Source organism: Actinoplanes sp. NPDC049548 (assembly GCF_040676695.1).
Classification (GTDB): domain Bacteria; phylum Actinomycetota; class Actinomycetes; order Mycobacteriales; family Micromonosporaceae; genus Actinoplanes.
The window spans coordinates 1-18,183 of record NZ_JBFAPM010000036.1 but is presented as its reverse complement, the minus strand read 5'-3'; the positions used below and the strand labels follow the sequence as shown (position 1 = coordinate 18,183).

Here is an 18,183-nt window from a genome sequence, read left to right as displayed (position 1 = left end):
GAGAGCCCATGGCATACACCGCCGAGGCGTTCCAGAACGAGTTCCTCGCCCTGGGCGCGACCGAGGTCAACGCGATCGTCACCGTGACGTCGTCCGGCGCGGAGGGCGGGCGGCGCACGGCCGGGGCGACCGAGATCATCATCGTGGACTGCTCCGGCTCGATGCAGGCGGAGGGCCGCATGGTCGCCGCCCGGCAGGCCGCGAAGGCCGCCGTGAACTGCATCGACGACGGCGTCCGCTTCGCCATCATCGCCGGCGTCAGCACCGCGCAGCAGCTCTTCCCGGCCCCCGGCCAGCTGGCGGTCGCCACCCCGGAGACCCGGGCCCAGGCGGTCAGCGCCATCGACCGGCTGCAGGCCAACGGGGGTACGGCGATGGGCGCCTGGCTGAAGCTGGCCCACCAGCTGTTCGCCCAGCGCCCCGGCGACATCACCCACGCCATCCTGCTCACCGACGGCGAGAACGGCGAGTACAAGGGCTACCTGGAGAGCGTGCTGCAGGAGATCGGCGGCTCGTTCACCTGCGACTGCCGCGGCGTCGGCACCAACTGGCAGGTCTCCGAGCTGCGTAAGATCGCCACGGCGATGCTCGGCACGGTGGACATCGTGGCCCGCCCCCAGGACCTCGCCGCCGCGTTCGAGCAGATGATGACCGCCGCGATGGGCAAGACCAGCGCCGACGTCCAGCTCAAGGTCTGGACCCCGGTCAACTCGACGATCCGCTTCGTCAAGCAGGTCGAGCCGCAGATGGTGGACCTGACCGGCAAGCGTACGGAGGACGGTCCCCGGGCCGGCCGCTACCCGCTGGGCAGCTGGGGTTCGGAGAGCCGCGACTACCACATCTGTGTCGACGTGACCGCGGGCGCCGCGGGCGACGAGATGCTCGCAGCCCGGGTGTCCGTCGTGGAGGGTGACGACGTGCACGCCCAGTGCCTGGTCCGTGCCGTGTGGACGGACGACACCGTGCTGTCCGCCCGGATCAACCGCCAGGTCGCGCACTACACCGGCCAGGCCGAGCTGGCCGATGCGATCCAGGCCGGCATCGAGGCCCGCAAGTCCGGCGACGACCGTACGGCCACCCTCAAGTTCGGCCGCGCCGCCCAGCTCGCCCACGAGAGCGGCAACAAGGCCACGGAGGAGCTCCTCGCGACGGTCGTCGAGATCGAGGACGCCGCGACCGGCACGGTCCGCCTGCGCCGCAAGGTCGACGCGGCCGACGAGATGGCGCTGGACACCCGCTCCACGAAGACGGTCCGGGTGGGACGGGCGCAGTGACGACGTACGCCTGCCCCAAGGGCCACGCGTCCACGACGGACGACTTCTGCGACACGTGCGGCGCCCGCATCACCGGCGCCGCACCCGTCGCCCCTGCTGCGGCACCGGCGACCCCTGCTGTGGCGGGGGAATCCTGCCCGCATTGTGGGGCGCCCCGGGCCGGCACCGGTCGCTTCTGCGAGGACTGCGGCTTCGACCACAACACGGGCAAGATCCCCGTCCTCGCCGCGCCCGCCACCGTCCCGGCCGCCGCACCGGCCGCCGCGTGGACGGCGACGATCGCGGCGGACCGCGAGTACTTCGAGGCCAACGCCATCGAGGGCGTCGACTTCCCGGCCGAGACCCACACCCGCACGGTGGCGCTGCCCCCGCCCCAGATCCGCATCGGGCGGCGCAGCACCTCCAAGGGCACCGACCCGGAGATCGACCTGGCCGACGACGACCCGGGCGTCTCGCACAGCCACGCCCTGCTGACGCTGAGCGTGGACGGGGTGTGGCTGCTCTCCGACCTCGGCTCGACCAACGGCACCTACCTCAACGACGAACCGAAGCCGCTGACCGCGGGCCAGACCCGTACCCTCGCCGACGGCGACCGCGTTCACGTCGGCGCCTGGACCACCATCACCGTGCACGCCCCGTCCTGACCCCACGTCGAGCGCTGTCCATATCCGCCCGCGACGGCCCGGCCACGCGATACGGTCGGGCCGCGATGAAGGACGAGCGCATCGGTACGGTGCACCGCACTCAGGTGATCGACCTGCTGAACCAGGCGCTCACCGAAGGCCACCTGCCCGAACCCGCCTACGACGCCCGCATCGTGGCCGTCAGCACGGCCACGTACGCCTCGGACCTGCTGGCCCAGGTGCAGGACCTGCCACCCCGCCTCCAGTGGGACCCCCGCAACGCGGCGCCGCCCACGCCCCCGGACCGCAACGCCGGGCGGGGCGCGCTGCTCCTCGGCCTGTTCTCCGTACCCCTGTCGTTCTGCCTGATCGGCGGAGTCCTGGGGGTCGTCGCGATCGTGCTGAGCACCCGGGGCCGCGGCGCGCACGGGGTCGGCCCGGCGCTGATCGGCCGCGTCCTGGGCATCCTCAGCGTCGTCCTCTCCCTGGGCGCGGTGGCCGCCCTGATCTTCGCCGCCCGCACCTGAGGAAGCCGTTACGCCACGGGCGCCACGCCGCTCTTCGCCAGGGCGGCGGCCTTGAGCTTCTCGTACTCGCTCGCGGTTATGGCCCCGGAGTCGAGAAGCGCCTTCGCCGACGCGATCTCGTCGGCGACACCGCCCCCGCCGCCGTTGGGCGCCGCCACCGACCTGATGTACGCATCCTGCCTCCGCTGCGCCTCCACCTGAGCGGCCTGCGCGCGCTCGGCCATGCCCCGACCGCGGACGATCAGGTAGATCAGCATGCCGAGGATCGGCAGGAAGATCAGGAACACGACCCAAAGGGTCTTGGCCACCCCGCCGAGGTCCCTGCTCCGGAAGACGTCCCCGAAGACCCAGAACATGCACATCAGCCAGGTGAAGAAGATGAAGAACTCCACCATGGCCAGCAGAAACGAGCCGTTGTCGTCGAACACGTGACTTGTCCTTCCCCGGAAACGATCAGTCTTCGGCGAGTGCATCACTCGGCTCTCGTCCCGGCCTCATCCGCCAGGTGGTACTTCGTGCGCCCGAGTCATCCGCCGTGGATGAGGAGGCTGTCGCCGCCCCGGTCCAGGCTGGAAGTCCTCGATTCCCGCTGAAAGGAAACGCCGATGGCGACTGGAGAAGCACCCGTCCTCGAGGCGCTGACCGACATCAACGCGGTCTCGCTGTCCCGAACCGAGCTCGACCCCGCGACAATGCTGCTGGTGCGGATAGCCGCGCTGGCCGCGGTGAACGCCCCTCCGGCCTCCTACCTGCTGCACGTCGGCCCGGCGGTCGAGTCGGGCGTCAAGCTCGAGGAGGTCCAGGACGTCCTCGTCACCATCGCCCCGATCGTCGGAGCGCCCCGCGTCCTGCGGGCCGCCGGCGCCATCACCGAGGCGCTGGGCGTGGCCATCGCGATCACCGACGCCTCGGCCGGCTGAAGCAAACGCTCATGGGTGGCTGGCTGTTGTGGGGACTCGTCCTTCCGGTTCTCCTGGTCATCGCCGGGATCCTCACCCTGCGTCGCCGGCGGGGTCGCCGCTGAGGTCGGCACCTGCCCGCGCGGTACCGTACCGGGATGAGTTCTTCGTCCGGTTCGGAGGGCGGAGCCGACGACGGTGAGCTGCACGCGCTGGCGCTGGAAGCGGCGGTCGCCGGCGTGACGGCGATCCGCGCCCTGGTCGCTGGAGGCGCCACCGGCGACGACCGGCTGGCGGTCGCGGACAAGGGCGGCGTCGAGGACTTCGTCACGAACGCCGACCTCGCCGCGGAGGAGGCGATCACCTCGGTGATCCGGACCGCCCGCCCGGACGACGAGATCATCGCCGAGGAGTCCGGGGTGAGCTGCGGAACCAGCGGCGTGCGCTGGTACGTCGATCCGCTCGACGGCACCGCCAACCTCGTGGCGGGCCGACCGGACTACGCCGTGAGCATCGCGGCGCACCGGCAGGGCCGGCCGGTCGCGGCGGTCGTCTACCGGCCGGCGGATCTGTGCTGGCTGGCCAGCTCGGCGAACGGCGAGCTGCGGGGCAACCTGCGCCCGACGATCAACGACCCGGACCGGCTCAGCGCGGCGACGGTCTCGTTGAGCCGCCCGCACGACCCCGGCCGCCACGCGGAGGCCATGCGCCTGCGGGAGGTGCTGACGCCGCTCGTCGCTACGGAACGACGGGTCGGCTCGGCCGCGTGCGCGCTGCTGGAAGTGGTTACCGGCCGGCTCGACGCGTACGTCTCGGTGGACATCCCGGCTTGGGACACGGCCGCCGGGCACGGGCTGGTCGAGCTGGCCGGCGGGACGGTGGCGGTGACCCGGCTGAGTTCCGGCACACCGGTCACCATCGCTGCCGGGCCACGGCTTGCCGCCCTGCTCGCCGCGGCCGTCGGCGGGTAGCCGGCACACGTCACCGCCGGGCGAGACTCGCCTGCCCCCGTTCGGCGGGAAGGTCGTGACGCCAGCCGTCGATCATCCACGGCATCCGGACGAGCAGCTTCTCGGTGTCGTACCGGCCGTTCCTGCCCGTCTCCCGTCCGATGTGGTCGGGCCGTACGAGCGCGCCGGGCCGGGAATACACCGCCGCGGTCTTCACCTGCACCGTGGGGGCATGCTCGGCGAGCCATTCTTGAGCGGTCCTCAGCGCCTCGCCGGTGTCATTGATGCAGCCCACCAGAATGACCTTGGAGAACGGCGAAAAATCGGCCGGACCACAGTTGACGGTCGTGTGCCGCAATCCCCGCCGACGGTCCACCTCGATCGGCAACACGATCGGCGCGCCGATGGCAAGCCCGTCAAGCAGCCCGGCCAGCACCCCACCCACGACCGCGCCGCTGCGGCTCACCGCGACAACCGCGTCCGGCCGGAACGACGCGTCAGCCTTGATCTTGCAGGCCAGCGCCTCGATGTCGCGGACGACCTGCCGGAACGGCACCTTACGCCCCCACGAGAAGTACCGGGCGCAGCCGGCCACGATCGCCGTGGCCACCAGGCTGGAGAGAACACCCCCGGTGAAGTTCGCCGGATCCATGGCAACCCTCTCTCGCGGCACTGCCGGGTGAGAAACCTGCCAGCATCATACGCAGTGGACACCACGGCCCTCGCCATTGTCGAGGGTGCCGAATCGCGGATGATCGCCCGCTCGCACCACCCATTCCGACGCGTTCCCATTTCGGTCCCTCCGATTCTCGTCAGGCGGTCTGCCGCAGTACGGTGATCCCGTCGCCTGGTGCCGGGGGGGTGATGCGGTGGACGTGACGGGGTCGGATGCGGGCGGGGCTGCGCAGTGTCGCGCGTTCGAGCGGTCGGTGGCTGGTGCGCACCACTCCGGTCGCCACGCTCGCAGCGATGGCAGCGGCGGCGGTCGCTCCGGTCGTGATGGCCGGCGCCGACGGAGGTCTCGTCACCGCGCTGGCAGGCATGGGCGGGGGCGTCGGCGGCAACTACCTCACGAGCTGGCTGTACGCGACGGTGCAGCGCATGGGCGGTGGCCGGGACCTCACCGAAGCGGTCCTCCGCGACGTCATCGCCGATGAGCTGAGCGCTGCGGTACAGCGCGAGGATGACCGATCGCTAGCGCTTCGTGCCGATGTGGCGCAGATGCTCGAGGGCCTGGACGCTGTGCACATCGTCCTGGAAGACGCTGCGGATGACTGCCGGCAGGCGCTGGTCACGGTGTTGAGTCGGGTGGACCAGCTGCCCGGGCAGCTGCAGACGGTCGCCGCCCAGCTCGAGGGCAGTCTGCAACGCCTGCGGGCGGAGTGGACGCAGGAGTCGCGGCAGACCCGGCGGATCCTGCATCGTCTTGTCGAGCAGTCGGATGCGCAGTTGGCACTGCTCCGGGATGCCACGGCACCACCGCCGGTTCAGTACGTGACCTGCCGAGCGCCGTATCCCGGGCTGGCCGGTTTCCACGACGGGGACAGCGGGTTGTTCTTCGGCCGCGACGACCTCATCGCGACGTTGCGGACGCGGCTGCTGGTCAGCTGTACGTGCGTGGTGACCGGCGAGTCCGGCAGTGGCAAGTCGTCGTTGCTGCGCGCCGGGCTCTCGAAAGGCCTGGCGACCAGCCCGTATGACGCGCAACGCCGCTGGCAGCTGCTGTACTGGGCCGCCGGCGACACGCCGGTCGAGGATCTGGCCGACCGGCTGGCCGATGCCCTGGCACTGCCGCATCGACGGGTCGCCGAGGCGATCGGGACCGGCCGGCTCGCGTCGCTCCTCGCCGACCGCCCGTTCGACCAACGGCTGGTGATCGTCGCGGACCAGTTCGAGCGGCTCTTCACGCGCTGCACCGCCGAGGACCGGGCGAGGATCGTGGCGGCTCTGCTGTGGCGACGAGCTCCCGACCACCCCATGGTGGTGATCGTCTCCGTCCGCGCCGACTTTCTGGCGTACTGCGTAGCGGATCCCCTGCTGGCGGGCGCGCTCGAAGATCAACAACTGGTGGTCGGTCCGATGCGGACGCCGGACGTCCGGGCCGCGGTGGAGCTGCCCGCCCGGGCGGTCGGCGGCGACATCGAGCGGGCTCTGGTCGACCAGATCATCACCGATGCCGTGCGGTGGCCCCGATCCCTGCCCTTGATGGCGCACGCCCTGCGAGAGGTGTGGAAACGTCGCAGCGACGGCACCATGCGGTTCGATGACTACCGGGCGATCGGCGGCATGGCAGGGGCGATCAGTTCGACGGCCGACGCGGTGCTCGAGGCCCTGCGGGACGACGAGCGGGTGCTTGCCCGTCGGCTGATCACCGGATGCGTCGACATCGACCCGGACCGTGCCACCCACACCAGCCGACCCATCCCGTTGGGCCACCTCACCTCCCTCGGTTCGCCCGAGGACGTCCACGCGGTGATGGAGCAGTTGCGTTCGGCAGCCGTCATCAGCCTCACCGCGCACCATGTCGAACTCACCCACGAAGCCCTGATCACCGCCTGGCCGACGCTCGCGAGGTGGGTCACGGAGGACGAGGCGTCCATCAAGGCCCGGTCCCGGCTGCGCCGCGCCGCCCGCGAGTGGGACGGCCGGGGCCGCCACGCGGAACTGCTGTACGGCCCCATCGGCATGGCGGAAGTGGAGACGCTCCTGCGGGAAGGGTCATCACAGCTCGCACCGGTCGAGGAGGCGTTCGCCGAGGAAAGCCGCGCAGCGCTCGCTCGGGCAGCCGGGCAGCGCGAGGCTGCGGAAGCCCAGAACCGCGTCGCACGAACAGTGCAGCGGGCGCTCCTCCCCGCGACATTGCCGACCATCCACGGCGTGTCACTGGCGGTCACCTACGCGCCCGGCTCAATGCACTCCGAGGTAGGTGGTGACTGGTACGAGCTCATAGCCACCTCCCCGGACGAACTGCTGCTCGTAGTGGGCGATGTCGCCGGTTCGGGCCTCGCCGCGATACCGCTCATGGCTCAGCTGCGGATCGCCACGCGGGCCTACGCCGTGGACAACCCCCCACCGGACGAACTGCTGCACCACTTGAATCGCTATCTGACGCGATTCCCCGAGGACCGCGACGCCACCGCGTTCGCCGCCAGTCTCTCGGTCGGTTCGGGACGACTTCGATGGTCCAGTGCGGCGCATCTCGACGCCTTCGTGTGGAACCCGGCCGAACCCGACCGCACGGTCGCACTCGCGGGCGCGAAGGGCCCCGCTCTGGGCGGTGACGTCACGGGGCGATATCCGCTCCACGTCCACGATCTGACCGCCGGCACGCGTCTGCTTATCTTCACCGGAGACCAGGCCCTGGACCTCGGGGAGCCGCACTGTCCGACATCGGTCGGCGTGCTCGACCGCTTCACCGCCGGTAGCAGCAGCGGAACAGACCTCATGGCAACCGTGGAGAGCGTCATGCACACCTTCTCCTACGAAGAGGACCGCTGTGTCGTCGCTCTGGAGCTCGAACGTTGATGCTCGGATGCGGGGGTCACGGCCAGAGGGCGCGGCGGGCTTCCTCCCACAGGGCCGGGCTGCGGGCGAACAGCGACGTTCCCGCCCGCGGGCCGCGGATGCCGTCCACCCCGCCGTACGCGCCGCCCGCCTCCGTCACGATCAGCGAGGTCGCCGCGAAGTCCCAGATCTGCCCGCGGGTCTGCACCGCGAGGTCGAGGCCCCCGCACGCGACCAGCAGGGGTGCGTGCACGTCCCATTCGGCCGTGGTCGCCCGGGCGGCGAGGGGTGCGGCGATCAGCCGGTCGGATTCCAGGTAGTTCGGCGGCGCCGGGACCACGCCGAGGCGGGCGCCGTCGAGGACGTCCGGGCGGTCCGTGGCCACGGTGACGCGTTCTTCCGCCGTACCGTCGAGGGTGGAGCGGAAGGCGCCACCGCCGCGACTCGCCCACCAGAGCGTGCCCTGCGCGGGCTCCGCGGCCGCCGCGGCGACGATATCGCCGTCCTCCTCGAGGGCGACCAGGACCAGCCACCGGTCGTCGCCGGCGACGAACTGGGCGGTGCCGTCGATCGGGTCGACGATCCAGCGGCGGCGGCCCTCGCCGGCCGCGCCGCCCTCTTCGCCGAGCAGAGCGTCGGCGGGGCGTTCGCGGGTCAGCAGGTCCCGGATGGCGGCCTCGGTCTCGCGGTCGGCCTCGGTGACCACGCTGCCGTCCGGTTTCACCTCGCGGGGCAGGTCCGCCAGGGCGGCGAAATGCTTCAGCGCGACGGCGGATCCCGCGAGGGCGGCCCCGCGGGCCAGATCAAGATCACTCAGCATCGCCGTCAATCCTGCCTCGGGCGCGGTGCCGGCACCGTGCGGCACGCCGTCGTTACAGTCGGCTGCATGCATCGCAGCCGCCTCTACGGCCTGTTCATCGACACCCCGGACGCCGACCGGGCCGCCGCGTTCTGGTCCGCGGCGCTCGGCGTGCCGGCGACGCCCGAGCCGCACGAGGAGCAGTTCATCATGCTCCGGGATGCGCTGCCGACGCTCGTCGCCGGGGTGCAGCGGGTCGACGATGCGCCGCGCTATCACGTGGACATCGAGACCGATGACGTGGACGCCGAGACCGCGCGCCTGATCGGCCTGGGCGCCGTCGAGGTCAACCGGTGGCAGGGCTGTCGCATCCTGCGCGCACCCGGCGGGCATCTCCTGTGCGTCGTGCCCGTGCACAGCGAGCGGGCGCTGTTCGATGCTCAGGCCCGTACCTTCGAATGATCAGGCCTCGCCCATGACCAGGCCCTCGATGGTGTGCTTCTGCGTGATGGGGGTCAGCACGTCCACGACCGGGCAGTGCAGGTGGTCGCGCACTTGCTGGGACAGGCTCTCCCAGTAGCCGCGGGTGACCGCCGTGTCGTGCCGCTCGCCGTTGATGCCGCCGGGGGCGTCGACGCCGAGGACCAGCACGGGCCGCGACTTCTGCGACTCGTTGCGGGTCCCGCGGTGGATGGTCAGCGCCGAGCGCGCCGAGATGTCGCCGCGCTTCGGGTACTTGCGGACGGCGCGCTGCTCGTAGCGGGGGTAGAACGGCTTGGGCGGGAACATGCCGTGGCCGAACTCGGGCTCGTCGTCGAACTGGGTGCCCGGGGCGATCTCGAACGGCCCCATGTCCTCCTCGGTGTCGACCGCGGTGAGGTTGAAGGCGAGCGAGTCGAGCACGCCGGTGGTACGGGTGATCTCCGGCATGGGGAAGTCGCGGTGCCACGGCTGGTTGACCGCACCGGCGAACGGGATGTCGAAACCGAGCTCGACGATCTCGTACTCCGGTCCGAGCACCGCCTCGCAGACCGCCGTCACCCAGGGGTGGGTCACGAGGTCGACGAAGCCCCGCAGCTGCTCGGGATGAATCTCGACGTAGTAGCGACGCGGTCCTCGGCCGACGGCACCGCCGGGGCGGGCGATCGCCTCGGCGAACGCCTTCTCGATGTCCTCACGCATCATGTCGGCCCATTCGACGCTGAACGCGCCGCGGCACGCCGTGATGCCGTCCTCGTAGATCGCCGCCTTGGCCGCTGCTCCCGGATCAATCATGGCGCCATGGTTGCAACGTTGCATGCCACGTTGCAATAGACACAGGTAAGGTTTTCACCATGAGCGCGAGCCTGCGACAGGTGGCCGAGCGGGCCGGCGTGTCCGTGCGTACCGTGTCGAACGTGGTCAGCGGCTTCGCCCTGGTCGCGCCGGAGACCCGGGCCCGGGTCCAGGCCGCCATCGACGAGCTGCAGTACCGGCCCAACGCCGCCGCCCGGCACCTGCGCGGCGGCCGTTCGGGGCTGGTGGCCCTGGCCATCCCCGAGATCGCCTCGCCGTACTTCGGGGAGCTCGCCGGCCTGCTCGTGGAGGAGGCCGAGCGCCGCTCCTGGATGCTGCTCGTCCAGCAGACCGGCGGCGACGCCGACCACGAACGCGGCCTGCTCGGCGGCGTCCGCGGCCAGGTCGTCGACGGACTGGTCCTCAGCCCGTGGGCGCTGTCCCCCGCCGAGCTGAGGCGGCGGCCGGATGCCGTACCGCTGGTCCTGCTCGGCGAGCAGGACGCCGACGGCCTCCTCGACCACGTCGCCGTCGACAGCGTCGCCGCGGCGCGCGACGCGACCCGCCACCTCATCGACCGGGGCCGGACCCGCATCGCCGCCATCGGCCTCCAGCCGCACCTGGAGAACGGCACGGCGGCCCGGCGGGTCGAGGGCTACCGGCAGGCGCTGGCCGAGGCGGGGCTGCCCGCGGACCCCGCCCTGGAGATCGCGGTGCAGCGGCTGCACCGCGCCGACGGCGCCGAGGCTGTGCGGCGGCTGCTCGACACGGGTCCGCCCGTCGACGCGATCTTCTGCTTCAGCGACCAACTCGCCCTCGGCGCCATGCAGACCGCGCTGCGCGCCGGGCTGCGGATCCCGGAAGACCTCGCGGTGGCCGGCTTCGACGACGTCGAGGACGGCCGGTACGCGACACCGGCGCTGACGACGATCACACCGGACAAGGAGGCGATCGCCCGGGAGGCCCTGACCTGTCTGGCCGACAGGATCTCCGGCGACCGCACCGCCCCGGCACGCCGCATCGTGGTCCCCCATGCGCTGACGGTCCGCGACAGTTCCTGAGGCCGTGTCGGATCCGGGTGCCGCCGTTCGTAGTTAGGTGGAAGGGCTTCCCACCAGGGCCGCCATCGACTACAGGAGGTGCCGAGCGATGCCGCACTCGCAGGCCAAGGTCCACCGCATGTTCGAGCTCGTCGAGCCGATCGGCACCGTCACGTTCTCCGAGGTCCCGAACGAAGCGTTCCTGGCCGTGGGCATGCGCAACTACTGGGACGGATACTTCGCGGGCCGGGCCGCGCCGCTGGGACCGGCACCGGCCGAGGTGGTCCACGCGGTGTTCTACAACTTCGCCGACGGCGAGGTGGCACGCCACATCCCGTGGGTCTGGGGCAAGATCACCCCGCAGGAGGCGATCGCCGTACGGGAACGGGGCAGCGCCGCCGCCCTGCGGCAGATGATCGGACAGCTCGCCGACTCCCCCGCCCTGGTACGGGTCGCCGACCTCGCCACCCGCGCAGCGCTCAGCGCACCGACCGAGGGCCGCGTGCTGTACGCCGGCCTGCGGGCGCTCCAGGTGCCCGAGGAGCCCGTGGCCAGGGTCTGGCACGCGGCGACGCTGTTGCGCGAGCATCGCGGCGACGGTCACAACGCCGCCCTCGTCGCCCACGGCATCGGTGGCACCGAGGCGCACGTTCTGCTCGCCCTCTCGCTGGGGATGAGGGCGGAGGAGTTCGGCCGGGTCCACCACCTGCCCAGGAAGCAGCTGGCCGCTGTCGTCGACGGGCTGCGGAGTCGCGGCATCGTGAACGCCGCCGGTGGCTTCACGGAGGCCGGCCGGGAGCTCAGGGAGCGGATCGAGGCGCTCACCGACGAGCTGGCGGCGCCGGCGTACGAGGTGCTCAGCGCCGAGGAGCTCGACGAGCTGATCGCGGGGCTGGAGCCGATCGCTGACGCGGTGAAGGCCGCCGGGGACTGAGCGGGTGCGCTCGGCTCAGCCTGGTAGGAGCGGTCGCATGAAGGTGCGGTCGTACCGCAGGACGCACCCGGATTCGTCCCTGATCCGGTCCGCGGCGATGAACTCAGGATCGGTGCCGAACCGAGAGCGGTAGCGCTCGTATGCGGCCAGACTCTCGAAGCTGAACAACGCCTCGGCTCGGTCGCTGGCACCCTCGGCCGGGAGAAAGTAGCCATGGTGAACGCCGCCGTGCTTGGCGACCAGCCGCATCCACTCGCGGGCGAACTGTTCGAACGCCTCTGTCTTGCCGGGGTCGATGACGTAGTGCACGACACACGTGATCACCTGCCCAGCGTAGGTTCAGTCCGAAGGTCTGGCCTTCTGCGGGTAGATCGTCTCGTGCCGGGCCAGCATGGCGACGAACTCGCCGATCTTCCGCTCGCGCGTCTCCGCCCGTTTGACGGCATTGAGCCGGTAGATGAGAGCGAACCGGTTGGTCTTGGTGAGCACGTCGAACATGGCCTGGGCGGCCGGAACGGCGGCGATGGCGGCGAGAAGATCCGCCGGCGCCTCGGCTTCCGACGACGGGGCGTAAGCCGCCGCCCACCGCCCGTCCGCTTTCGCGGCATCCACCGCGGCACGACCCGCAGCCAGCATCCGCCCCTGATCCTCCAGCCGGGCCACGTTCGCGATGTTGCGTTGCGACCAGACGCTGCGGGATCTACGAGGAGTGAACCGGATCCACGAGGTCTCCCCATCCCCTTTCCGAGCCTGACCGTCGATCCAACCGAAACACAGCGCCTCATCGACCGCCTGCTGCCAGGTCAACGTGGTGACCGTGCCGCCCTTCCTGGTCAGGGCCAGCCACACGCCGGGCGACGTGGTGTGGTTGGCGGACAACCACTCGCGCAGCGCCTCGGCGTCCGCGACGATCAGCTCCTCCAGCTCGGCGCTCCCCATGACGGCAGGCTAGACGACGCGACGTGCACTCGCGCGGAATGGTCAGTTCGAGTCGCGGGTCACTGGCCGGCCGGTGCACCGTGCGCCGATACGATCCGGGCACTGATCCGGACGCTTGGCTGGGGGCGAAGTGAGCGGAACCAAGGTGTTGGTGACGGGGGCGAGTATCGCGGGGCCCGCGTTGGCGCATTGGCTGCATCGGCGGGGAGCCGAGGTGACCGTGGTCGAGCGGGCTCCTTCGCTGCGTCCCGGTGGGCAAGCGGTGGACGCGCGCGGGGTGGCCAAGGATGCCATCGGGCGGATGGGGCTGGACGCGGCGGTGCGTGCGGCGCGCACCGAAACCGAGGGCGCCTACACGGTGGACGCGGACGGCAACGTGCTGGAGACCTTCCGCGCGGACGACCACGGCGGAGACGGGTACATCGCGGACATCGAGATCCTGCGAGGAGACCTGTCCCGGGTGCTGTACGACGACACCCGAGACCACGTCGAGTACATCTTCGGTGACCGGATCGCCGACCTCACCCAGGACGCGGACGGCGTCGACATCACCTTCGCCGGCGGCGACCGGCGGCGTTTCGACCTGGTGATCGGGGCGGACGGACTGCACTCGGCACTGCGGGCCATGGTCTTCGGGCCGCACGAGCAGTTCGTACGCCACCTCGGCCTCGTCCTCGCATTCTTCAGCGTGCCCAACGAGTTCGGTCTGGACCGCTGGCTGATCGAGTACCAGGACAAGGAGTCTGGACGCTCGGCCCTGCTGCGGCCCATCGCGGACGCCACCCGGGCGATGGCCATGTTCTCCTTCCCCGCGGCCTCGTTCGACGTCGACTACCGCGACGTGGCGGCGCAGAAGCGGCTGCTGCGCGAGCGGATGACGGGCCTGGGCTGGTTGACCCCGCAGCTCCTGGCGCACCTGGACGACAGCCCGGACTTCTATCTCGACCAGGTCGCCCAAGTGGTGATGGACAGCTGGTCCAGCGGCCGGGTCGGGGTGTTCGGAGACGCGGCTTTCAGTTCGTCGCCGATGTCCGGGCAGGGGACCGGGCTGGCCCTGGTCGGTGCTTACCTGCTGGCCGGTGAGCTGGCCGCCGCCGGATGGGATCCGCAGGCCGGATTCGCCGCGTTCGAGCAGCGGATGCGGTCGTTCGTCGAGGCGAACCAGGAGATCGGCCGGATGCACGTGCAAAGCCTCAACGCTTCGGGGGCGGACGCCGAGCCGGCCCCAGAGCCCGACATGGCGGCGATCACGGAGCTGGTCGAGCGTGCGATCAACGGCGTCGACCTGCCCGGCTACGAGGGACTGCCGGATTCCAGGGGCGCCGCCGCACCGCCGACCACCCCATAGGCGCCGCTTCGGGTTCGGCCAGGCCCAGGGCCCGCATGCTCGCAGGTCGGGGCCGCTCGTGAAGGCGGACGCCGTGCAGACGGACGCGGCTACTCGCCGACCGGGCCGCCGGCCAGCTCGGCGACGATGTCAAGGTGCCCGAGATGACGGGCGTACTCCTGCACGAGGTGAAAAAGCACCCGTTCCAACGTCGCCGGCGCCGCTCCGTCCCATCTCGGCCCCGGAGCTCCGACCGCCGTCAGATCGCTCCTTCCGACTACGGACGCAGTATGCGCTCCTTGAGCACGCAGTGACGCCGTCAAGCTGTCGCGCGTCTCGTCGGGCTCGACGTACCACCGATCGTCGCGCTGGTCGCCCCATGGTTCGGCGATATCGCCGCCTTCGAATCCCCACTCGATCCAGCGGAGCTCCACGTAGCGCAGATGCTTGAGCAGCCCGAGCGGAGTCCACCCGGACGGGAGCCGGCTGTGACGCAATTCGTTGTCGGGGAGAGCCGACACCTTGGAAATGAGGGTTTCCCGGAAGTACTCGAGGTACCTCACGAAAACCTCGGCGCGTCCTGATGCTGGAGTTGTCGGCGACGGAAACGGCAACGTCATCCCGCCATTGTCCAACCTCCGCATCCTTCGCGACCTTGGCGTCCCGTGTGCCGCTTCGACCTCGCGCCTGGTCGAGGTAGTCGCTGCCCGGTCGCGGGCGCGACATCTCGGGTGCCACCTTTCAATCCGCGTGCCGAGTCGCAGGCTCAGGTCAGGGCGTCATGGGCGTCGGCGAGGAAGCGGTCGAGGTCGTCGCCGTGGGCGATCGCCGCGTTGTAGACGGCGTCGATCGCGGCGACCAGAGGATCGTCATTCGCCAAGGCGAGCAGGGCGGGAAACGCGACGGCCTGCTGGAGAATCTCGGTCCCGCTGCTCGTGCCGAAGGCCTTCGAAGCGTGACGGAGGGGGACGGTGGTGTGTGGCACCTCGGGATCGGACAGGAGCCGGTTGAACGCGGTGGCGCCGCTCTTCTCGGTGAACGACGAGGGCAGCGGGTGGTCGTCCTCGGTGGCGGCGAGCGCTTCGGCGATCCACCCGATGTTCTCCAGCCCGGCTACACGCATCGCGCGACGGGCCGCCCAGCAGGCCGCCTCCCGCTGGCGGACCGCGGGCAGTGCCTCCATCCGGTCGAGCAGCGCCCGGTCGATGCGGGCCAGGGACCGCGCCTGGCTGACCAGCCCGCGGACACGATCCGACGGCGGCGAACCTCCCCACTGCTCGGCTTCCTGCTCGGCGCGCAGGCGGCGGGTCTTCTCGGCCTGCGCCATCGCCTCGGCAGCCTGCGCCCGCAACGTCTGCATCCAGGGGTACGACCCGGCGGCGTCGAGCAGATGGTCCCAGATCAAGCCGAGGGCGAAGGCGTGCCGACCCAGCACTCCCTCGTGCCGCAATGTGAAACCGCCAGGGCCGGACATCAGCCGGACGATACTCGGCTCGCTGTCCGGCAACGTGACGAGCGGATGTGGGAAGATCGGCTCGTCGGCGGTGACCCACGACCACTTAAGAGTCTCGCCGTCGACCCGCTCCACCCGGACCTCCAGGTCGCCGGCGGGCAGCACTCCCGCCGGCGCCTCGACCGGCGCGGGCCGGTGGCGCACCACCGCCACTCGGGGCAGCCCAGTGTCGTCCTCATACGGGTCGGATGGCGGCGGCGGCAGGATCGCCGGACGGCTGGACGGGCGCGGCACCAGCGACAGCATCGCCCACTCGGCGGCCTTCGCCGGCTTCTGGTCCCAGCTGCGGCCGGGGGGGTCGGCCAGCACGGTACGCCATGGCGTCTCCTCGGACACCGCCCAGATGTGCAGCTCGTGCCGCTCGGGTGGGTCGTCGTCAGTGCGTACGGTCTCGTGCAGACGGTCGCGTGCGTGCACCCGTACCCGGATCAGCCCGCGCGGGACGACGACATCGGTGAGGGCCTCCGCGGTGCCGCCCATCAGGCCGACGACCGACAACCGGCCGCTGGGACACCAGAGGGTCGCCTCACTGATCGCGTCCCAGCCGGCGTCGGCCTCCGCGGGAGGCTCGGGCAGAACACGGACGCGTACCTGGATCCAGCCGGTGTGGATGCCGCAGAAACCGGTGAAATGACTCGGCCCGCCGAGATGCAGCAGGTCGTCGCCGAGCGTGTAGATGCTCACGCCGGACGCGCCCGGCACGGCGGACACTCCGTACTGGCAGTAGCTGACGAACAGCCGGGCCCAACCCGATGCGGATGCCGCAATCTGCCGATCTTCGCCACGCTCGTCGCCCACTCCGAGATTCTACGGCCGTCCTGATTGGACCGTCGGCGCCGCGCTGCCCTATGCGCATGCCATGCAGAAGCGGGCGAACGGCCGCGCGGCGAGCCGTTCATCGCCGATCGGCTCCCCGCATCGTTCGCAGACGCCGTAGGTCCCCGCGGCCACCCGACGCAACGCGTCGTCGACGTCGGCGAGCCGCTCCCGCGCCACGGCCAGCAGCGCGGTCAACTGGGCGCGTTCGAAGCCGATGGTGGCGCCCTCCGGGTCGTGCTCGTCGTCGGCATTCGAACCCCGCGATGCCAGGAACAGCGCCTCCAGATCCTGGGCCAGCGACGCCGCCTCAGCCTCCGCCCTCGCTCGCAGCCGCAACAGCTCATCCCGGACCATAGGCGCAGCCTAACGGCCTCAGCCAGCACAGACAGGACATGCAGGGGATGCGCACGGGCCGAGGCATGAGAGTGAAAACGTCGTTGCGCCGACGACGTCAGCTGACGATGCGACCTTCGGTGGTGTCGACCACGAAGCAGGCGCATTGCAGGATCTCCAGGAGCGCGGCTCGGACCCGCCGGACCGCGTCGTCGTCCACGTCCAGCTGCACCCGGCAGTCGCGGGGCAGACCGAGGGTCTCGGCCGCTTGTGAGCCGAATTCGAGGGACAACTCGTGGTCGATGAGGGTCCACGAGTCCGGCCCGTGTGCAGATGATCCCGCGCTGGTGACGACCTCGTCCACCCAGCCGTCGTAGCGCAGCCGGATCAGCATGACGCGGACGCCCTCGGCGCCGAGGATCAGCGTGAGCTCATCATCGGTCTGCCGGACATCGACCCGGTCAACCCGCAGCGGCGTGTCATCGACGGCGCCACCGTACAGCGATGTCGAGTACCGCGCGATCGCAGATCCGCGCAGCGATTCGACTCATCGACGACGAGTCCACGATCCGAGAACTGGCTTCCTCGGCAATCGTTCCTTACCGGCAGAATCGAGGAGTGAGCGACTATCGGTTGAGCGAGGACCCCGCAGATCTTGACCTCGACAGGGTCGTGCGCTGGATCAGTACCGACGCCTACTGGGCGAAGGGTCGCACACGTGAGGTGATCGAGCGTTCGTTCGCCAACTCTTTCCCGGTCGGCCTCTACGCCGCCAGCGGGAGGCAGGTCGCGGTGGCGCGCATCGTCTCCGACCGTTCAACGTTCGTCTGGCTCTGTGACGTCTACGTCGAGCCCGATCACCGCGGTCGCGGGCTTGGCACGATGCTCGCCGACTGGGCCGTCACTTGGGCCGAGCGCCATGACATCAAGCGCATCATCCTGGCAACGCTTGACGCGCACGGGGTTTACGCGAAAGCCGGTTTCACACCGGTCGGACACCCAGAGCGATGGATGGAAATCGATAGACGGCCACCCTTCGGATAAGGCGGGAGCGGCTTGGAGCCAGCCCGCGACACACTCACCTCGGCAGTTTCGCGCGCGCAGGCTATTTCACTGATGTCGTGTAGGCGGCGAGGATGTAGTTGGGGCGGCGGTCGAGGTTCTTGCGGGCGCGGTCGTAGCGCATAGTGGTTCGGGGTCAGCGTGGCGGGCGGCGATCTGGACGTCGCGGAGGCTAACGCCGGCGTCGAGCATGGTGGTCACGAAAGGTGTGCCGCAGCATGTGCGGGTGCATCCTCGGCAGACGAATGCCTACAGTGTCGGCGAGCCGCTGGGTCTGCTGCACCGACAGGTGACAGGTCAAGTCACGCGGCCTGACTGGCCGGTGGGGTCATGATGGTCTCGTACTCGATAGGGGTCAATCGGGC

21 protein-coding genes are annotated in these 18,183 nt (G+C 70.6%); 11 read left to right on the top strand and 10 right to left on the bottom strand.

The genetic code is table 11. The features are described from left to right. Positions 1–8: 8 nt before the first annotated feature. From AB0J80_RS37095 to AB0J80_RS37085, 3 genes are all read left to right on the top strand, one after another. Complete coding sequence (locus tag AB0J80_RS37095; protein ID WP_364714364.1) at positions 9–1,274, top strand: VWA domain-containing protein; 1,266 nt, start codon at positions 9–11, stop codon at positions 1,272–1,274. Further along, positions 1,271–1,918: an FHA domain-containing protein gene (locus AB0J80_RS37090; RefSeq protein WP_364714362.1), complete on the top strand. Its 648-nt coding sequence runs from the start codon at positions 1,271–1,273 to the stop codon at positions 1,916–1,918. The genes AB0J80_RS37095 and AB0J80_RS37090 overlap by 4 nt, the downstream gene beginning before the upstream one ends. Positions 1,919–1,983: 65 nt before the next feature. After that, positions 1,984–2,424 carry a DUF1707 domain-containing protein gene (locus AB0J80_RS37085; RefSeq protein WP_364714360.1) on the top strand — a complete coding sequence of 147 codons (441 nt, stop codon included), beginning with the start codon at positions 1,984–1,986 and terminating at the stop codon, positions 2,422–2,424. A gap of 8 nt (positions 2,425–2,432) precedes the next feature. On the opposite strand, the gene AB0J80_RS37080 is transcribed toward AB0J80_RS37085, so the two are convergent. Then, complete coding sequence (locus AB0J80_RS37080; protein WP_364714359.1) at positions 2,433–2,852, bottom strand: SHOCT domain-containing protein; 420 nt, start codon at positions 2,850–2,852, stop codon at positions 2,433–2,435. A 177-nt stretch (positions 2,853–3,029) separates the two neighbouring features. On the opposite strand from AB0J80_RS37080, the gene AB0J80_RS37075 reads away from it, so the two are divergent. Beyond that, positions 3,030–3,344: a carboxymuconolactone decarboxylase family protein gene (locus tag AB0J80_RS37075; RefSeq protein WP_364714357.1), complete on the top strand. Its 315-nt coding sequence runs from the start codon at positions 3,030–3,032 to the stop codon at positions 3,342–3,344. 137 nt (positions 3,345–3,481) lie between these two features. Then, positions 3,482–4,294, top strand: a complete 813-nt coding sequence (locus AB0J80_RS37070) for an inositol monophosphatase family protein (protein WP_364714356.1) — start codon at positions 3,482–3,484, stop codon at positions 4,292–4,294. Between the two features lie 10 nt (positions 4,295–4,304). On the opposite strand, the gene AB0J80_RS37065 is transcribed toward AB0J80_RS37070, so the two are convergent. Next, positions 4,305–4,925 carry a phosphoribosyltransferase family protein gene (locus AB0J80_RS37065; protein WP_364714354.1) on the bottom strand — a complete coding sequence of 207 codons (621 nt, stop codon included), beginning with the start codon at positions 4,923–4,925 and terminating at the stop codon, positions 4,305–4,307. Between the two features lie 284 nt (positions 4,926–5,209). Here AB0J80_RS37065 and AB0J80_RS37060 point away from each other — a divergent pair, with 284 nt between their 5' ends. Beyond that, positions 5,210–7,798 carry a SpoIIE family protein phosphatase gene (locus AB0J80_RS37060; RefSeq protein WP_364714352.1) on the top strand — a complete coding sequence of 863 codons (2,589 nt, stop codon included), beginning with the start codon at positions 5,210–5,212 and terminating at the stop codon, positions 7,796–7,798. Positions 7,799–7,814: 16 nt separating this feature from the next. Here the strand turns inward: AB0J80_RS37060 and AB0J80_RS37055 are convergent, their stop codons facing one another. Beyond that, positions 7,815–8,669: an inositol monophosphatase family protein gene (locus tag AB0J80_RS37055; protein ID WP_364714350.1), complete on the bottom strand. Its 855-nt coding sequence runs from the start codon at positions 8,667–8,669 to the stop codon at positions 7,815–7,817. On the opposite strand from AB0J80_RS37055, the gene AB0J80_RS37050 reads away from it, so the two are divergent. Continuing rightward, positions 8,664–9,038 carry a VOC family protein gene (locus AB0J80_RS37050; RefSeq protein WP_364714349.1) on the top strand — a complete coding sequence of 125 codons (375 nt, stop codon included), beginning with the start codon at positions 8,664–8,666 and terminating at the stop codon, positions 9,036–9,038. The two genes, AB0J80_RS37055 and AB0J80_RS37050, sit on opposite strands and share 6 nt — an antisense overlap. Here AB0J80_RS37050 and AB0J80_RS37045 read toward each other — a convergent pair whose 3' ends face one another. Then, on the bottom strand, positions 9,039–9,851 hold the full coding sequence (locus tag AB0J80_RS37045; protein ID WP_364714347.1) for a phytanoyl-CoA dioxygenase family protein: 813 nt from the start codon (positions 9,849–9,851) through the stop codon (positions 9,039–9,041). 59 nt (positions 9,852–9,910) lie between these two features. Here AB0J80_RS37045 and AB0J80_RS37040 point away from each other — a divergent pair, with 59 nt between their 5' ends. Next, positions 9,911–10,912, top strand: coding sequence for a LacI family DNA-binding transcriptional regulator (locus AB0J80_RS37040; RefSeq protein ID WP_364714345.1), 1,002 nt, complete (start codon positions 9,911–9,913; stop codon positions 10,910–10,912). Between the two features lie 88 nt (positions 10,913–11,000). Then, positions 11,001–11,825 (top strand): MarR family transcriptional regulator, encoded by an 825-nt coding sequence (locus AB0J80_RS37035; protein ID WP_364714344.1) that lies wholly within the window; start codon positions 11,001–11,003, stop codon positions 11,823–11,825. Positions 11,826–11,840: 15 nt separating this feature from the next. Here AB0J80_RS37035 and AB0J80_RS37030 read toward each other — a convergent pair whose 3' ends face one another. Both AB0J80_RS37030 and AB0J80_RS37025 read right to left on the bottom strand, forming a co-directional pair. Further along, positions 11,841–12,149, bottom strand: coding sequence for an NIPSNAP family protein (locus AB0J80_RS37030; protein WP_364714343.1), 309 nt, complete (start codon positions 12,147–12,149; stop codon positions 11,841–11,843). A 15-nt stretch (positions 12,150–12,164) separates the two neighbouring features. After that, positions 12,165–12,764 (bottom strand): YdeI/OmpD-associated family protein, encoded by a 600-nt coding sequence (locus AB0J80_RS37025; protein WP_364714341.1) that lies wholly within the window; start codon positions 12,762–12,764, stop codon positions 12,165–12,167. Between the two features lie 130 nt (positions 12,765–12,894). Here AB0J80_RS37025 and AB0J80_RS37020 point away from each other — a divergent pair, with 130 nt between their 5' ends. Then, the gene (locus AB0J80_RS37020; RefSeq protein ID WP_364714340.1) at positions 12,895–14,112 is read left to right on the top strand and encodes an FAD-dependent monooxygenase; all 1,218 of its coding nucleotides are present in this window, start codon (positions 12,895–12,897) and stop codon (positions 14,110–14,112) included. Positions 14,113–14,201: 89 nt separating this feature from the next. On the opposite strand, the gene AB0J80_RS37015 is transcribed toward AB0J80_RS37020, so the two are convergent. The 4 genes from AB0J80_RS37015 to AB0J80_RS37000 all read right to left on the bottom strand — a co-directional run bounded on the left by AB0J80_RS37015 (position 14,202) and on the right by AB0J80_RS37000 (position 17,150). Further along, entirely contained in the window at positions 14,202–14,711 is a 510-nt protein-coding gene (locus AB0J80_RS37015) for a DUF664 domain-containing protein (RefSeq protein WP_364714338.1), read from the bottom strand. A 146-nt stretch (positions 14,712–14,857) separates the two neighbouring features. Continuing rightward, positions 14,858–16,402 (bottom strand): hypothetical protein, encoded by a 1,545-nt coding sequence (locus tag AB0J80_RS37010; protein ID WP_364714336.1) that lies wholly within the window; start codon positions 16,400–16,402, stop codon positions 14,858–14,860. Between the two features lie 48 nt (positions 16,403–16,450). Beyond that, on the bottom strand, positions 16,451–16,777 hold the full coding sequence (locus AB0J80_RS37005) for a TraR/DksA C4-type zinc finger protein (protein WP_364714335.1): 327 nt from the start codon (positions 16,775–16,777) through the stop codon (positions 16,451–16,453). Positions 16,778–16,874: 97 nt separating this feature from the next. After that, positions 16,875–17,150: a hypothetical protein gene (locus tag AB0J80_RS37000; RefSeq protein WP_364714333.1), complete on the bottom strand. Its 276-nt coding sequence runs from the start codon at positions 17,148–17,150 to the stop codon at positions 16,875–16,877. 110 nt (positions 17,151–17,260) lie between these two features. Here AB0J80_RS37000 and AB0J80_RS36995 point away from each other — a divergent pair, with 110 nt between their 5' ends. After that, positions 17,261–17,800: a GNAT family N-acetyltransferase gene (locus AB0J80_RS36995; protein WP_364714331.1), complete on the top strand. Its 540-nt coding sequence runs from the start codon at positions 17,261–17,263 to the stop codon at positions 17,798–17,800. Positions 17,801–18,183 lie beyond the last annotated feature (383 nt).

Excerpts from the sequence above, each read along its gene's own strand:
- AB0J80_RS37095 (WP_364714364.1), top strand. The coding sequence starts at position 9 with ATGGCATACACCGCCGAGGCGTTCCAGAACGAGTTCCTCGCCCTGGGC.
- AB0J80_RS37085 (WP_364714360.1), top strand. The coding sequence starts at position 1,984 with ATGAAGGACGAGCGCATCGGTACGGTGCACCGCACTCAGGTGATCGAC.
- AB0J80_RS37075 (WP_364714357.1), top strand. The coding sequence starts at position 3,030 with ATGGCGACTGGAGAAGCACCCGTCCTCGAGGCGCTGACCGACATCAAC.
- AB0J80_RS37070 (WP_364714356.1), top strand. The coding sequence starts at position 3,482 with ATGAGTTCTTCGTCCGGTTCGGAGGGCGGAGCCGACGACGGTGAGCTG.
- AB0J80_RS37065 (WP_364714354.1), bottom strand. The coding sequence starts at position 4,925 with ATGGATCCGGCGAACTTCACCGGGGGTGTTCTCTCCAGCCTGGTGGCC.
- AB0J80_RS37050 (WP_364714349.1), top strand. The coding sequence starts at position 8,664 with ATGCATCGCAGCCGCCTCTACGGCCTGTTCATCGACACCCCGGACGCC.
- AB0J80_RS37055 (WP_364714350.1), bottom strand. The coding sequence starts at position 8,669 with ATGCATGCAGCCGACTGTAACGACGGCGTGCCGCACGGTGCCGGCACC.
- AB0J80_RS37045 (WP_364714347.1), bottom strand. The coding sequence starts at position 9,851 with ATGATTGATCCGGGAGCAGCGGCCAAGGCGGCGATCTACGAGGACGGC.
- AB0J80_RS37040 (WP_364714345.1), top strand. The coding sequence starts at position 9,911 with ATGAGCGCGAGCCTGCGACAGGTGGCCGAGCGGGCCGGCGTGTCCGTG.
- AB0J80_RS37035 (WP_364714344.1), top strand. The coding sequence starts at position 11,001 with ATGCCGCACTCGCAGGCCAAGGTCCACCGCATGTTCGAGCTCGTCGAG.
- AB0J80_RS37025 (WP_364714341.1), bottom strand. The coding sequence starts at position 12,764 with ATGGGGAGCGCCGAGCTGGAGGAGCTGATCGTCGCGGACGCCGAGGCG.
- AB0J80_RS37015 (WP_364714338.1), bottom strand. The coding sequence starts at position 14,711 with ATGACGTTGCCGTTTCCGTCGCCGACAACTCCAGCATCAGGACGCGCC.
- AB0J80_RS37005 (WP_364714335.1), bottom strand. The coding sequence starts at position 16,777 with ATGGTCCGGGATGAGCTGTTGCGGCTGCGAGCGAGGGCGGAGGCTGAG.
- AB0J80_RS37000 (WP_364714333.1), bottom strand. The coding sequence starts at position 17,150 with ATGCTGATCCGGCTGCGCTACGACGGCTGGGTGGACGAGGTCGTCACC.
- AB0J80_RS36995 (WP_364714331.1), top strand. The coding sequence starts at position 17,261 with ATGTCGAGTACCGCGCGATCGCAGATCCGCGCAGCGATTCGACTCATC.